This is a genomic window from Enterococcus sp. DIV0210g (genome assembly GCF_050559705.1).
Classification (GTDB): Bacteria; Bacillota; Bacilli; order Lactobacillales; family Enterococcaceae; genus Enterococcus_B; species Enterococcus_B faecalis_A.
In genome coordinates, this window is record NZ_CP187903.1 from 139,383 (window position 1) to 153,571 (window position 14,189).

Sequence of the window (14,189 nt, forward strand, 5' to 3'; positions counted from 1 at the left end):
AAAGGTGTTTGAATAGATTGTTAGTTATACAAACAATAAGCCTAATTTTAACAAAAGAGGGTGGATTAAAAAAAATATGCCAGTTATAAATGTAAGAATCATTCGTTTGCGTATATTTTGAAGAAAGGCAGCGGAGAGTTCTTTTGGAAGAAAAAGTACTTTTAATTGATTTTGAGGATGGTCAAGCAAGTATCGCTGCCATATTATTGACTCCTCTATTCTGTTTTTTTCTTGAAGAACGAGAGCAATTCCTAGAAGAATAAACGCAAATCCAAAGTAAGGAAGTGCATTCAATGAAGTATCACTTATAGGAAAATAATAAAAGACACCTATGCCAAAGACGGGTAGAAAAAGGATGATCAATAAAAGCGAATATTTTTTCTTTCGAGCAAGAATGGGGGCTTCTTGTGTTAAAAAGTGGTTCGCCGCTTTTTTTCGCTGCTTTTTCTCTTGTTTAGTTAATCCAGGAAATGCAATCTGGAGTCGTTTGTTGATTTTAGTAAATATATCCGCAAATTCTTTGAAATATTTGAAGGCAAAATAAAACAAGAAAAGAAACAAACCATAATAAGCGAACGTATCAATGGTTTTGATTCCAAATTTGGCAATGGTCATGAGCATGGCAGTATTCTCCTCCTATTGAAATTATTTTTGTTGATTATAACAGTCAAACAGGGAGAAAATGCTGAAAATTCAGTAAAAAATAGTCTATTATTCTCATTAATAATAGGATTTTTAAAATAAAAAATGTTATTTTACACATACATAAAAACTTATTTTTAAAAAGCAGAACCAAGAAAAACAGGCATATAAATTTACCTGACTTTTGATCAATGTTAAGTTAAAAGTAACATGTGTTGTTTGAAAAATTTATCTTAGAACTGGATAAATGTATAAAAAACGACCTCAAAATAGGCTTCTTCCGTTCGATTTTTTCCCTTATCTTCATTTTCCCTGAACTTAAAAAAACATGCTGCCGAACCACAATCATCAAGGAGGAGAATATATGGAAAAATTTTACCAGAAAACGATCAAGGAAACATTACAACATTTTGATATTGATCAGAATCACGGTTTAAGTAATCAAAGTGCAGAAGAACGTTTGAAAAAATATGGCGAAAATACGATCCAGCAGCAAGAATCACGTTCAGTTTGGGAGCTTCTTTGGCATAACATCAATAATCTTATTGTGTACCTTTTGTTAGCTGCTGCGCTGCTTTCATTTTTCACAGGCGAGGTTGTAGAAGGTGTAGCGGTACTGATTGCAGTATTTTTAGCCGTTTTTACTGGCTTTTTCACCGAATTGCGCGCCCAAAAGTCAATTGATTCATTACAAGAAATGATTTATACCACTGCCAAAGTCTTACGTGACGGAGAAGTGTCTCAAATAGATTCGGGTTCTGTAGTGCCTGGGGATATTTTATTGTTGGAGGAAGGCGATTCGATCGCAGCTGATGCCAGATTATTGGAAAGTCGTAATTTTGCTTGTATTGAATCTGCATTGACTGGTGAATCTGAAGCTGTAGAAAAACAGGCAGATGCTTCTTATCAGGAAGAAGTACCTTTAGGCGATCGAAGGAATGTCGTTTTTGCTGGAACAGCAGTGACTCGCGGAAGTGCGACTGCTATCGTTACGCAAACAGGAATGAAGACTGAAGTAGGGAAAATCAGTGCCATGCTGACAGATGACAAAAAGAAAAAAACACCTTTGGATATCGAGCTGGACAAATTAGGTAAAGCTGTTATTTTTGCTGCATTATTTGCTGCTGTCGCTGTTTTGATTGCTGGTCTGTTGACACAAGAACCATTAACAGAGATGCTTCACATTTCGATTATTCTAGCTGTTGCGGCTATTCCAGAAGCAATGCCTGCTGTTTCTACTATCACGCTTTCCCGCGGCATGCGTATCATGGCAGAGCATAAGGCTTTAGTTAAAACGTTGTCTGCTGTAGAGACATTAGGCGCAACCACTGTGATTGCTAGTGATAAAACAGGAACCTTGACCGAAAATCAAATGGCTGTTGCAGATATTCTTTTAGCAGATGGCGAATCTTTTACTGTCAGCGGAAAAGGCTATGAACCAAAAGGAGAATTTTTTCAAAATAAAAAAGAAATAGATCCTAACGAGAACAAACAGCTGTATGAAATGATTCGAAATGGAGCGTTATGTACGTCTGCTGTTTTAAAGAAGACAGAGGATCAATATGAGATTCTCGGCGATCCGACAGATGGAGCATTTGTTGTTTTAGGGGAAAAAATGGCTGTTTCTCGGGATTCTCTTGTTGAAAAAGGTTGGGAAAAGATCGGTGAGCTGCCTTTTGACTCTGATAACAAGTTCATGATCACCGTTTATGAAAATGAAACAAGACTGCTGCTTGTAAAAGGTGCGCCAGATGTCTTATTGGAACTCGCGAGTGCAGATGACCAGACAAAAAAACAGCTAGAAGAATACAACCAGCAACTTGCTTCAGAAGGCCGACGTGTTATAGCAGTTGCCCGTATCGAAAACTATCAAGGCGGACTTTCCGAATCGGAACTCGCTGAAAATCTTGACGGCTTGGAAATCCAAGGATTTGTCGGTATTATTGATCCGCCTCGTGCAGATGTCAAAGAAGCTGTACGTGTTGCGCAAGAAGCGGGGATAAGTGTCAAAATGATTACTGGCGATCATCCGAAAACAGCGTCGATGATTGCAAAAGAAATCGGCTTAGCGGACTATGACAACACAATGACTGGAAAAGAAATCGATGAAGCAGTCAAAAGTGAAGACTTTGAAGAAAAAATCAAAAAAATCGGTGTTTTTGCCCGTGTTTCTCCCGAAAATAAATTACAGTTAGTTGAAGCATTACGAAAATCTGGCGCTATTGTTTCAATGACAGGTGATGGGGTGAACGATGCACCGGCACTAAATGGCTCAAACATCGGTATCGCTATGGGGATTCGAGGAACGGAAGTAGCCAAAGAGTCCTCAGATATGATCTTGACGGATGACCGTTTCCAAACGATTGTGGATGCAATAAAAGAAGGACGTATTATTTTTGATAACATCAAAAAATATGTAACTTTCCTCTTCTCTTGCAACATGGTCGAGATCGTGACTATTTTCTTAAGTGTGGTTTTCTTGCTTCCAATGCCGATCCAACCATTGTATATCTTATATCTGAATCTAGTGATTGACATTGCTCCAGCTATGGCATTGGCATTTGAATCAGCGGAAAGCGACTTGATGAAGCGGCCGCCTCGTTCTGATGAAGACAGTTTAGTCAATAAACGTTTTTTAGGCCGAATCATCTTGAGCGGTGTTATTATTGGTTTAGCATCTTTTAGCTTCTTTACCTTTTTAACATACACGAATCATGAACTTGTTTATGCACAAACAGCAACATTTACGTTCATGGCCATTGCGCAGCTGATGCATATTTTCAATGTGCGAAAAAATAAAGGATTTGGCTTTGACAAATCGTTATTGAAAAATAAAGTGCTTCTTGGTGCATTTGCTATTTCTTTAACACTGCAATTTGCTGCTGTCTATCTTCCGTTTATGAATAATCTGTTGAACACAGTACCATTGCAAGCTGGAACATGGGGAATCATTCTTTTGGCTGCTGCTGTTACTACGATTCTTGTAACAGGACTAAAAAAACTTTTCCAACTGAAGTAGTTCTGGGTTAGATTTTTATCAAATGAAAAAGTCCTCCTATGTTTGGAGGACTTTTTCATTTGAAGATTATGATAACGTGTTACTTTCTTTTCTTTTTGTTGACGATGAACAAAAAAATCAAACATAGAATAACAGTAAGTATTCTCAAAGCTGGAGTAAATAATAGCAGTGTCATGAAATCAGCAAAACCTCTAATGAATGAAGAATCGGAAGCATAAAGCTTAAATAAAGGTGCCGCAAATAAACTTACATATCCATAAACGAAAATAGTAAATAAATAGACGGCAATTCCTGATGTTAGTATGATTATGTTTTTTGTTGTTTTTGACAAATGTTGTTCCTCCTGAGCTGCCTGTTATTGATAAGATTTTTTCTTTTTTTATAGTAAATAGCAGCATGCAATGAAAGCGCATAACTGTCATTTCTGTGTTTTCATTGTATACATAATAGATGGCTATATCAATAATTATATAAAACTGGCAGAAATTAGTGGAGTGAATGATCAATTAATTAGTATTCGAATATAGTGCTGTACCATCTGGCAAGATTTCTTTCCAAAATTCAAAGTAGCGGTCTGTCAATTCGATACTACTGATTGTTTCCCAGTTTACATAGTGATCGTCAATGAAAAAACCATCCAAATCGATAGAAGGTTGTACAAATCCTTTCACGATTTTACCATCTAGGCATTGGATGATTACTTCTTGTTTAGCAATCATGGAAGTAACGATTACCGTCTCAAAGTGTTTGTCGATAGTTTTCATTTATTTCACTACTTTCGTCGATAAATTCTTGATAAAATTCATTTTTGACCGGTGTCAATTCGTTGTCTTTCTTAAGTTGCACAGGTTGGTTCCTCTGTTGCTGTTTTTTTATTCGTTCAAAATCTAGTTCATACCATTTTTTTGTTTTTATTAATTCGATATGCCGGACATCTTCCCAAAAGATAAACTGTCCATCAATAAGAAAATAATCCTCATAAGCTTCACCTGTAAATGTTCCTTCGATTTCTGGTTGGATTCGGCCAAACGCATCTTGTAAATTCAGTTGGATCACGACTTTCTGTTGATGCAAGAAAGCTTGAACTAATAGCTGATCGATTTCCTCTAAGTCCATTTGTGGTTTAAGTATAGGTTCTCTTAATGCAGAAGTTTCATTTTTTTCGATTCCTTGAACAAGTTCAGCCATTGCAAAAGCCGTTCCCCATTTCAAACCAAAAGGACGGTCATGATATTCGTTATAGTCAGTGAAGATTTTTTTTGTTCTTCTCATCTTGTCCACCTTCGATTCCGCTCATGCCGCCAGCGTGTCCGCCGACAAGTTCCGATCGTGCGATTGCTCGGCCGCCTTTCAATAAACTATGTGCGTGGATGATCGACTTGAAGCCATACTTTTCTCGGATTGTATCAACGATATAGTCGACTTTTGCTTCGGAAACTTGTTGTTCAGGATCATCAAAAAGATTCAGCTGCAGTGAATGTCCATAAACTAAATCAGAACAATTGACGGCAATATTTCGGACTACTTGATCTGTGTATTTTTCATGGAAAATGCGCAAAAGATGATGAGCGATTTCTTTACTCTGGTTTGTCGGATCAACTTTCATTTGCTGATGGAAGTTCGATTTGCCTTCTTGATCGACGTAGCCAATCGAGAAACCAATCCAAAGGCTGATGATAGAAGTCTTTGCACCAGACCGCCGCAAACGAGTAGCGACTTGATCGGCCATTTCCTTAATAACGACTTCAATTTCCTCTTTTTTATAGTAATCTCGATTCAATATTTGGCTGTTGCCGATACTCTTTGATTTCGGTTTGTATTTTTGACCTAAGAAAGAGCGGTCGATGCCCCAAGAATGTGCATATAATTGGGTTCCTAGAATGCCCATTTCTTCTTTTAGCTTATAGTAATCTGAATGTGCTAGATCATAGACAGAAAAAATACCCAAATGCTGCAGGCGTTTGGCTGTTCGTCTTCCGATTCCCCAAAAATCTGTGATTGTCGGGATCTTCCAAACGGTTTCTGGGACATTTTCGTAGCGCCATTCTGCTTTCATATCGGGTGAATGTTTTGCAGCATTATCTAAGGCCAGCTTCGCAAGTAAAGGATTATCGCCGATCCCGATCGTTGTATAGATTCCTGTTTGTCTATAAACGTCCGTTTGCACTAATTTAGCCAATTCATATGCTGTTTTTACATTAAAAAGGTTCAAGCCTTCTGTTACATCAAGAAAACTCTCATCTACAGAATACACATGGTGATTTGCTTCATCTGCGTATTTTCTATAGATGTTGTTGATCTCCATGTTTTTTTGCATATAATAAGCCATTCTTGGCGGTGCAATCACAAGATCAGGCGGGTAGGGGAAAGGAAGATCACGTGCGCGGCTGATATTGGAGATACCGTACGCTTTTTTTGCTGCAGGGCTTGAAGCTAAAATCAGGCCGCTGCCGCGTTCATTTGAATTATCTGATGGATAGGACATAACGACTAATTTAGCTTTCAAAGGGTTCAAGCCGCGTTCCACGCATTCTACTGAAGCATAAAAAGACTTGCAGTCAATACATAGGATGTCCCTGCTAGGTTCTTTATGATAATCAAAGATAGGATTTTGATTTTCTAACATAACATTCACCTCGACATACCAATTAGAACATATGTTCGCGTTTCGTGTCAATAAAAACAAAAGGAAGTCCAAAGAAAAAAATAATGGATTGATTTTTTTAAGGTATCGAGCAGCTGGATTCTATGATTTTTATAAAAAAAGAACTAACGAAAAAAAACAGCCAGCTATTTCTCATACCTTGAATAGCTGGTTGGTTTTTTTATTGAAATGCAGCCGGTACTTGATCAAATGCCACAGATTCCACTTTGACATACTCTTTTTCTTGTTCATTTTGAGTCACGCTCATACCTAATAACACACCTGTTTTAGCATCCACATTCAATTTGAAATGGTCGCCTTGATAGATTGTCTGATTGTCACCAGAAAAAGTACCTTCTATAACAATGGTGTTACGTCCGCAAATCAGTTCAGTGCCGGTCAGTTCATAAAGTGAGGAATCTTCTAAAATTCTAAGTGCAAGTTCAGACGGCAAAGCTACGATTTTTGCAGTGGTGAAATGATTTAAATCTTGCCGTGCGTTATAGGATTTTGTGCCATCTGCTTCAACAGTGACACTTTCCGCTAAAGTCATAGCCTGACTGTTTTCCGGGTCACTCGCTGATTTAGATTGATGCATTTGACTAGGGTTATGGTTTATTTGACTGTACTTTTCTGAATAGATCGATCCGTTTTCGTAAAGTACGATATCTTGACCTGATTCATCGGTATTTGTCTCGATTTGCGTTAAGTGGTTATCTGGCATGTTTACCGCAGAAAGATGAATGGACTTAGCTGATTCGCCTGTTTTTACTACATAAGTAAATTGAACATCGATACTGTGATAGTAGTCAATGGCGTTGATCATGCGGTAAACAGCTTCTTGTTTTGTCGTGATTTCGTTATCGACAGATACAGGTGTAACAGTTATCTCGCTGTTCTTTTCTTCAGTTTCGCTTTTTTTCGTGTATGTATATGTAGATGGGCGTGATGCTTCTTCTTTTTCTTTGTGTATTGTTAGAACAGTATAAGCTGCTCCAGCTAGGAATAGCGCTGCCGCTCCTAAAATGATTCCTTTCGTATGACGCATTTTCTTCTCCTCCTTTATAGATAACATATCTTGAAATAAGTTTTTCTGATTATACCAAAAATACGTGGAAGAAAAGATGAAAGTTCGTTAAGAGAACGCTATTTTTATTAGTTCAGAATCGTATCCAGAAAAGAAACTGCTCTTTCACAACCATCTCACTTGTGATAAAATAAAGGGAACGTATGTGTGGAAAAGAAAGAGGAAAAGAAATGTATGAGTATCTTAAAGGGATCGTTACTTTTATCAATCCTTATTATATTGTCGTTGAAAATCAAGGAATCGGCTATCAGATTGCTTTAGGAAATCCGTACCGTTACAGCAGTAAATTAAACCAAGAAATCATGATTTATCTGCATCAAGTAATTCGAGAAGATACCCATTCGCTCTATGGATTTGGCACTCTTGAAGAGAAACAGCTTTTCTTGAAACTAGTCAGTGTTTCCGGTATCGGACCTAAAAGCGCGCTGGCAATCATGGCGAGCGATGACCATGCTGGATTGATCCAAGCGATGGAAACAGGAGACGTCACTTATTTGACGAAATTCCCTGGAGTCGGAAAGAAAACAGCGCAGCAGATGATTTTAGATTTGAAAGGCAAGCTTGGCGAACTAGGGGGAGCTCTGCCAGTGAACTTGTTTGATCATGCGGAGGCCGAAGATACTGTAGCACTTTCAGAAGCAATGGAAGCCTTGAAAGCATTAGGCTACAGTGACAAAGAAATCAAACGAGCTGAGAAACAGTTGAAAGAATTGGACAATTTGACAACAGATGAATATCTGCGTCAAGCATTGAAATTAATGATGAAAAAATAGGAGGTACGGCATGACAGATGAATATCTTTTATCTCCGGAATCCGGTGATAATGAACGTAGTTTGGAAAAGTCCCTCCGTCCGCAATTTTTGACGCAATATATCGGACAAGACAAAGTCAAAAAAGAACTGCAGATTTATATCGAAGCAGCAAAAAGCCGCGAAGAACCACTTGATCACGTCTTGCTTTATGGACCGCCTGGATTAGGTAAAACCACAATGGCGATGGTTATTTCCAATGAGATGAACGTAAATATACGTACGACCAGCGGACCGGCAATCGAACGGCCTGGCGATCTTGTGGCGATTTTGAATGAACTTGAAGCAGGAGATGTCTTGTTTATCGATGAGATCCACCGACTCCCTCGAGTAGCAGAAGAGATGCTTTATTCTGCAATGGAAGACTTTTATGTCGATATCATGGTAGGCCAAGGCCCTGCAGCACACCCTGTTCATTTCCCATTGCCTCCTTTTACACTGATTGGAGCGACGACCAGAGCTGGTATGCTTTCTGCACCGTTGAGAGATCGTTTTGGTATTATTTCTCATATGGAATATTACAGCGAGACAGATTTGGAAGAAATCGTGATCCGTTCAGCAGATATTTTTCAGACGGAAATCATTGAGTCAGGGGCGATAGAGATTGCACGCCGATCCAGAGGTACGCCAAGGATTGCTAACCGCTTATTGAAACGTGTCCGTGATTTTGCCCAGGTTCAGGCAAATGGGGTGATTGACGAAGCGATTGCCGATCAAGCACTGACGCTTCTGCAAGTTGATCATGCAGGTCTGGATTATGTCGATCAGAAACTATTGAAGACGATGATCGAACTTTACGGCGGCGGTCCAGTAGGTTTAAGTACATTGTCAGTCAATATCGGTGAAGAAAGAGAGACCGTCGAGGACATGTATGAACCATTCCTTATCCAAAAAGGCTTTTTGAAGCGGACACCGCGTGGAAGAATCGCGACCGCCTATGCTTATGAACACTTTGGCTATGAATATCAAACGATGTAATAAGTGAGGGAAGAAAATGAGTGAGGGAAATCGAACAAAGTACCTTCTAAAAGAGTCTTTGATCGACTTATGCAGACAGCAGTCTTTTCATAAAATCAGCGTTCAGCAGATTGCGCAAAAAGCAGAAGTCAATCGTCAGACATTTTATTACCATTTTTCGGATAAATATGACCTGTTGCGCTGGATTTATCAAGAGGATGCTTTGCGTTTTCTTGACAGTCAGCTGATTTCTTTAGATAACTGGGAGGAACAGGCACTGAAAATGCTGAAATCCATCGCAGCCAATAAAGAATTTTATCAAAATACGGTAGAAGCGGATCAAGAAATCCTGCAAAATGAATTTACAAAAGTGATCCAGTTATCATTTATCAAACTTTTTGAGCAAATGGATGAAGAAAAGCAATTATCCAAAACAGATAAATTGTTTTATGCCCGTTTTTTCTCTTATGGATGCAGCGGGGTACTGATTCATTGGATTTCTGAAGGATACAAAGAAACGCCGATGGAAATCGCGATGCAGCTGTTTCGCTTAGCAAAGGATACAGAATTGTACTCGTATCGTTTATATGAAAAAGAAGAATAAGGAGGAAGACGAAATGACAAAAATCTTATTTGTTTGTTTAGGGAATATCTGCCGCTCACCAATGGCTGAAGGGCTGCTGCAAAAGAAGATCCAGCAGGCAAATCAGGAAGATCGTTTTTTTGTCGACTCTGCAGCCACAAGTTCTTATGAAGTGGGCAATCGACCACATCCAGGAACGTAGCAAATCTTCCGCCAAGAAAATATTTCTTTTGAGAATATGCGGGCTCGTCAAATCCGCCAAGATGATTTTAAGAAGTATGATTGGATCATTGGAATGGATCAATCGAACGTGGATGAGTTGAAAGAATTGGCACCAGAAGACGCGGAGCATAAAATCCGTTTATTCTTGGATATCGTTCCAGAGAAACAGGGCAAAGGCGTGCCAGATCCCTATTACACGCATGATTTCGATGAGACACACCGCTTGTTGAACGAAGGGTTGGACTATTGGTGGCCAATATGGACAGAAAATAACCAGTAAAGTTGATTGTCTCATATTCATGTTAAGGGAATTCATTTTCTTGTTTTTTCCTATTTATTTGGGTAAAATGAACTTAATTACACTAGTTTCTTAGCTAAAGGAGGAAGTGCATTCGATGGATGAAAATAAAAAGTCGCCAATGAAAAAACTTACAAAGTTAGTTACTCATACGTCCTATCTTTTTGACTCTTTTGTGAATGACACGGAAATGAAGGCTGAGAAGGTACGGTTGCGAAAAGAATTTGCTCTTAAATTACAAAAAGCTGCAGCACAAAACAGTTTAGTTGTCTTGCAAGTTCGCGAAAATAAAATGAGCGGAAAACACGAAATGATTTCTGGCTGGATTGCATCAAAAACAGTCGAAAAAGATCGTGTGATGATTCGCTTGCGTAATGATAATGATCAGCTGCGTATGGTATTGATTGATCAAATCGAAAAAATCACCAGCTTATCGCCAGAAGGAGAACAAGAACGTTTGTCTCGTTGAGTGATTTTAATAAAATAAAGAATCAAGATCCCAGAGCTTCTCTGGGATCTTTTTGTTTTTTGATTCAGAAAAATAGACAAAAAAAGCCCTGCCGGCTGAGCGGCCGGCAGGTAAGGAGTTAAAAATGAAAAAGTGTTGTTAGGGTTGTTTGTTGGTATATTTATATAATAAAAGAGAGTTGTGAATATTTTGTGACGAAAGTTTTCGAAAGTTGTTAAGTTTAGATGATAAATAAAAAACCGAAAAACATGAGAAGCTGTTTTTACTTTTTTATCCTTAATTCTTGAAGCAGAACATCACTTTCACAACCTCTTTCTAAACGGTACTCATGAACCAGCTCCTTCGGCATTAACTCAAAATTTTGCAAAACATGAGAAGCTGTTTTACAAAATTCTTCTTTAATGCTCGGAGCTGAACGGTTCATTCACAACCTCTTTATCAAAACCGATTCTTCTCCACATAAAGCTGTCTTAATTTCTTATACAATTTTGCAAGTTCAACATGTTCATATGTATGGTCCCATAAATAGACGTGTTGTGTCGGATAAAGCTTTTCAATCATTGGTGAAGAACTGATAATCAAATCATAAGTATCTGCTTTGTCTTGGAGAAATGGTTCTGCTTCTGCAAACTGCAAGTCAGATAAAAATTGTTCCAGATTGTAAACAAGCAAGTAGTTCGGTTCAATAGCGATGCCGACTTTCAAGGATTGCGAAATCTTCATATGTTTATAATAAGGTGCTAACAGATTTTTGTATGTTTTGCTTAGCAGAGGAATTGTTTTTTCTGTTAAAAAAGGATATTCTTGCGTACTTTGAGTTTTCAAAAAATCTGTTATCCGGTTTTCCAGATAATCGATCATCGACTTATTTTGATGAGGCTGGATAACTAGGCTCTGCACATTAGGAAACGGCTGCTTTAAGACATGAAAAGCAAACGTGACATGCAGCATATTTCCGATAAGTAATGGATTATCAAAGATTTCAAAGGATTCTTCTAAAAAAGTTGTTTTAGCAAAAGATAAAAAGTTATCGACAAGTTGGTAAACAGGATTCGGTTTTGATGTAAAATCCCGAAGCGTATGTTCAAGAACTCTGTTTTCTCTTGATGTAAAAGAAGGAACGATATGTGCAATGAAAAAAACAAAACTGCTTTCTGCACGACTTTGTTCATCCGAAATGATGATGTCGGAACGACTATTTTGCTGGAAAACAGGCAGCAGATTTTCAAAAGGATAGTAGCTGTTTTCAGCCATTAGAAAATCATACGCTTTGTCATACGCAGCAAAATGTCTGTTTTGCTGGCGCGCGATCATGATTCCCATCAGCAATTTTAATTCCAGATGCCCCAGATAAGTTTCTGAAGAAGAGAAATAAGGGCGGAAATATTCAGCTAGTTCTTCCGCTTGTTTTTCTGGTATCTCCAATGGCCACTCTAGTCCACGAGAACTTAACCACAAAAAGTCAAAAAGAGCCAAACGAACCAGTCGTTCATCACCTACCAAGTCCACTTCGTTGTACGTAAATCGAAGACCGTAACCTTTTAGATATTGTTTTAGATTAGCCAGTTTTCTTGAGACAGTTGAACGGCTTATATAGTAAAGTTCACAAAATTTTTCAATCGTTGGTTCGGCGTCATTCAATAAATACAAGATGAATTGAAAAGCAGTCGAATTCTTCAAAAGAAAGTAGCGATAACCATCAATTGTCGTAGTGATAGCTGTCAGGTCGATTTTTCCTGCACCTGTCAATATTTTTTTAGTGTCAGGAGAGAGTTGTTCCAAGTCCTGCTCGATGCTTGTCAGAATGACGATGGTCTGCTGATAGTTCAATTGCATCGTTTCTGCGATTTGAGCGGCAGACAATGCGGCATGTTCTGCTTTTTTTAAATATTTGAATAAGTGGAACTTTGAAAGTGTAGATGTATCCATCAATAGCTCTTCATAAAGCATGTTTTTTCCTCCTTGTATCTGTGACATTTTAACTTGTTTTCGTTTTTTTGTCAGTCAGAGAATACCGGTGTTCTTTATCAATAAAAATACAAACCAGAAAAGCGGAACTGCTCTTTTCTGGTTTGCGATTCGTTTTTCTGACGTTCAGTTTTACATTTCAGGAGCCGGCTCTTTTTTGAACAAGCTCCATAGAATGCCAATAATAAACCCGACAAGTGCTGGAACGATCCAACCCATCCCTAATGTGAAGAATGGCAGATGCGCACTGGCAAAGTCCAAGATCGATCGTACGAATGCTGTCTCTTTGATTGAATCTGGACAAGCATTCAACCCGTCAATGACTGAAGCAATCAATGTGAAATAAGTAGTCATACGATAAACACTTGTCCGATTTCTAAATAATGGGCCGATCAGCACCAAAAGAATCAAAGTCATAGCTAGGGGATAAATAAACATCAATACAGGTAAAGAAATCTGGATGATATTCGTCAATCCGACATTTGCGACAAGACATGGCAAGATACTAGCAATCAGTACAAAGAACAAATAACTTCTTTGTGGGAAAAGTTCTGCGAAAGTCTCAGAGAAAGCTGTGATCAATCCAATAGCTGTTTTTAAACATGCAAGAATCACGATCAAAGCAAGCAAGATACTGCCGTAAGTACCAAGATAATGATTCGCAATAAAAGCTAAAGCGATACCGCCATTTTCACTAACTGGAAACTTGCCTAAGCTCATTGTTCCTACATAAGCAAGAAGGGTATAGATCACACCCATCAAGACAATACTGATGGAACCAGACTTGATCGTATCTTTTGCAATCTCAGAAGGCTTTGTGACACCCATATTGCGGATAGTCGTTACAATAATAATCCCAAATGCCAAAGCAGCTAGTGCATCCAGCGTGTTATATCCTTGTGTAAACCCAGTAAAAAATGCATTTTCCTGATAGGCTGGCTGAACAGGAGCGTCACTGATACCGCCAAGCGGATTCAAAAAACCTAAAAGAAGTAATGCGCCAAGCAAAACTAAAAATGCAGGGTTAAGAAATTTTCCAACGTAATCCAAGATTTTCGTAGGCTTTCTTGAAAACCACCAAGCAGCAAAGAAAAACAGGATACTGAAAATCGCCAGAAAAAGTGATTGCTGACTCGATTCGATAAATGGTGCAAAACCGACTTCAAATGAAGTAGTGGCTAAACGTGGTAATGCGAAAAACGGTCCAATAACTAAGTAAAGCAAAATAGTAAAAATAATAGCATATTTTTGATTGATACGTTTGGCTAGTTCATAAACACCAGCACTTCTAGAAACGCCAATCGCGATGACACCTAAAAATGGTAAGCCGATCCCAGTGACTAAAAAGCCCAGATTCGCCCAAAAAACATTCATACCAGCTTCTTGACCCATGTGTACTGGGAAGATCAAGTTGCCTGCGCCAAAGAATAAACCAAAAAGCATAGAACCTATAAAAAGGTGGTCTTTAAAAGACAATTTTTTTGTCATAA

13 protein-coding genes and 1 pseudogene are annotated in these 14,189 nt (G+C 38.4%); 6 read left to right on the forward strand and 8 right to left on the reverse strand.

All coding sequences use genetic code 11. The features are described 5' to 3' along the window. Positions 1–24: 24 nt before the first annotated feature. The gene (locus tag IGI64_RS00750; protein WP_429939162.1) at positions 25–621 is read right to left on the reverse strand and encodes a hypothetical protein; all 597 of its coding nucleotides are present in this window, start codon (positions 619–621) and stop codon (positions 25–27) included. A 385-nt stretch (positions 622–1,006) separates the two neighbouring features. Here IGI64_RS00750 and IGI64_RS00755 point away from each other — a divergent pair, with 385 nt between their 5' ends. Beyond that, complete coding sequence (locus tag IGI64_RS00755) at positions 1,007–3,661, forward strand: cation-translocating P-type ATPase (RefSeq protein ID WP_429939163.1); 2,655 nt, start codon at positions 1,007–1,009, stop codon at positions 3,659–3,661. A 506-nt stretch (positions 3,662–4,167) separates the two neighbouring features. Here the strand turns inward: IGI64_RS00755 and IGI64_RS00760 are convergent. The 4 genes from IGI64_RS00760 to IGI64_RS00775 all read right to left on the reverse strand — a co-directional run bounded on the left by IGI64_RS00760 (position 4,168) and on the right by IGI64_RS00775 (position 7,353). After that, entirely contained in the window at positions 4,168–4,425 is a 258-nt protein-coding gene (locus tag IGI64_RS00760) for a hypothetical protein (protein ID WP_429939164.1), read from the reverse strand. Beyond that, positions 4,400–4,933, reverse strand: coding sequence for a hypothetical protein (locus IGI64_RS00765; RefSeq protein ID WP_429939165.1), 534 nt, complete (start codon positions 4,931–4,933; stop codon positions 4,400–4,402). The genes IGI64_RS00760 and IGI64_RS00765 overlap by 26 nt, the downstream gene beginning before the upstream one ends. Beyond that, on the reverse strand, positions 4,905–6,287 hold the full coding sequence (locus IGI64_RS00770) for a Y-family DNA polymerase (RefSeq protein ID WP_429939166.1): 1,383 nt from the start codon (positions 6,285–6,287) through the stop codon (positions 4,905–4,907). The genes IGI64_RS00765 and IGI64_RS00770 overlap by 29 nt, the downstream gene beginning before the upstream one ends. Positions 6,288–6,486: 199 nt before the next feature. After that, positions 6,487–7,353 carry a hypothetical protein gene (locus tag IGI64_RS00775; protein WP_429939167.1) on the reverse strand — a complete coding sequence of 289 codons (867 nt, stop codon included), beginning with the start codon at positions 7,351–7,353 and terminating at the stop codon, positions 6,487–6,489. A gap of 209 nt (positions 7,354–7,562) precedes the next feature. On the opposite strand from IGI64_RS00775, the gene ruvA reads away from it, so the two are divergent. The 5 genes and pseudogenes from ruvA to IGI64_RS00800 all read left to right on the forward strand — a co-directional run bounded on the left by ruvA (position 7,563) and on the right by IGI64_RS00800 (position 10,731). Next, positions 7,563–8,165: a Holliday junction branch migration protein RuvA gene (gene ruvA, locus IGI64_RS00780; RefSeq protein ID WP_429939168.1), complete on the forward strand. Its 603-nt coding sequence runs from the start codon at positions 7,563–7,565 to the stop codon at positions 8,163–8,165. Between the two features lie 10 nt (positions 8,166–8,175). Continuing rightward, positions 8,176–9,180, forward strand: a complete 1,005-nt coding sequence (gene ruvB / locus IGI64_RS00785; RefSeq protein WP_016623762.1) for a Holliday junction branch migration DNA helicase RuvB — start codon at positions 8,176–8,178, stop codon at positions 9,178–9,180. Between the two features lie 16 nt (positions 9,181–9,196). Beyond that, positions 9,197–9,763 (forward strand): TetR/AcrR family transcriptional regulator, encoded by a 567-nt coding sequence (locus tag IGI64_RS00790; RefSeq protein ID WP_016623761.1) that lies wholly within the window; start codon positions 9,197–9,199, stop codon positions 9,761–9,763. Between the two features lie 13 nt (positions 9,764–9,776). Continuing rightward, positions 9,777–10,244 (forward strand): annotated as a pseudogene (locus tag IGI64_RS00795) (low molecular weight protein-tyrosine-phosphatase). 115 nt (positions 10,245–10,359) lie between these two features. Further along, a complete protein-coding gene (locus IGI64_RS00800; protein WP_016623759.1) occupies positions 10,360–10,731 on the forward strand; it encodes a hypothetical protein in 372 nt (123 codons plus the stop codon). A gap of 262 nt (positions 10,732–10,993) precedes the next feature. Here IGI64_RS00800 and IGI64_RS00805 read toward each other — a convergent pair whose 3' ends face one another. The 3 genes from IGI64_RS00805 to brnQ form a co-directional block, all read right to left on the reverse strand. After that, the gene (locus IGI64_RS00805; RefSeq protein ID WP_429939169.1) at positions 10,994–11,155 is read right to left on the reverse strand and encodes a hypothetical protein; all 162 of its coding nucleotides are present in this window, start codon (positions 11,153–11,155) and stop codon (positions 10,994–10,996) included. A gap of 14 nt (positions 11,156–11,169) precedes the next feature. Next, positions 11,170–12,681 (reverse strand): helix-turn-helix domain-containing protein, encoded by a 1,512-nt coding sequence (locus IGI64_RS00810; protein WP_429939170.1) that lies wholly within the window; start codon positions 12,679–12,681, stop codon positions 11,170–11,172. A gap of 150 nt (positions 12,682–12,831) precedes the next feature. Beyond that, on the reverse strand, positions 12,832–14,187 hold the full coding sequence (brnQ, locus tag IGI64_RS00815) for a branched-chain amino acid transport system II carrier protein (protein WP_016623756.1): 1,356 nt from the start codon (positions 14,185–14,187) through the stop codon (positions 12,832–12,834). Between the last annotated feature and the right edge of the window lie 2 nt (positions 14,188–14,189).

What these genes read in the sequence shown, in the direction of transcription:
- IGI64_RS00750 (WP_429939162.1), bottom strand. Translation starts at nt 621, where the DNA reads ATGCTCATGACCATTGCCAAATTTGGAATCAAAACCATTGATACGTTC.
- IGI64_RS00755 (WP_429939163.1), top strand. Translation starts at nt 1,007, where the DNA reads ATGGAAAAATTTTACCAGAAAACGATCAAGGAAACATTACAACATTTT.
- IGI64_RS00760 (WP_429939164.1), bottom strand. Translation starts at nt 4,425, where the DNA reads ATGAAAACTATCGACAAACACTTTGAGACGGTAATCGTTACTTCCATG.
- IGI64_RS00765 (WP_429939165.1), bottom strand. Translation starts at nt 4,933, where the DNA reads ATGAGAAGAACAAAAAAAATCTTCACTGACTATAACGAATATCATGAC.
- IGI64_RS00770 (WP_429939166.1), bottom strand. Translation starts at nt 6,287, where the DNA reads ATGTTAGAAAATCAAAATCCTATCTTTGATTATCATAAAGAACCTAGC.
- IGI64_RS00775 (WP_429939167.1), bottom strand. Translation starts at nt 7,353, where the DNA reads ATGCGTCATACGAAAGGAATCATTTTAGGAGCGGCAGCGCTATTCCTA.
- ruvA (WP_429939168.1), top strand. Translation starts at nt 7,563, where the DNA reads ATGTATGAGTATCTTAAAGGGATCGTTACTTTTATCAATCCTTATTAT.
- ruvB (WP_016623762.1), top strand. Translation starts at nt 8,176, where the DNA reads ATGACAGATGAATATCTTTTATCTCCGGAATCCGGTGATAATGAACGT.
- IGI64_RS00790 (WP_016623761.1), top strand. Translation starts at nt 9,197, where the DNA reads ATGAGTGAGGGAAATCGAACAAAGTACCTTCTAAAAGAGTCTTTGATC.
- IGI64_RS00800 (WP_016623759.1), top strand. Translation starts at nt 10,360, where the DNA reads ATGGATGAAAATAAAAAGTCGCCAATGAAAAAACTTACAAAGTTAGTT.
- IGI64_RS00805 (WP_429939169.1), bottom strand. Translation starts at nt 11,155, where the DNA reads ATGAACCGTTCAGCTCCGAGCATTAAAGAAGAATTTTGTAAAACAGCT.
- IGI64_RS00810 (WP_429939170.1), bottom strand. Translation starts at nt 12,681, where the DNA reads ATGCTTTATGAAGAGCTATTGATGGATACATCTACACTTTCAAAGTTC.
- brnQ (WP_016623756.1), bottom strand. Translation starts at nt 14,187, where the DNA reads ATGACAAAAAAATTGTCTTTTAAAGACCACCTTTTTATAGGTTCTATG.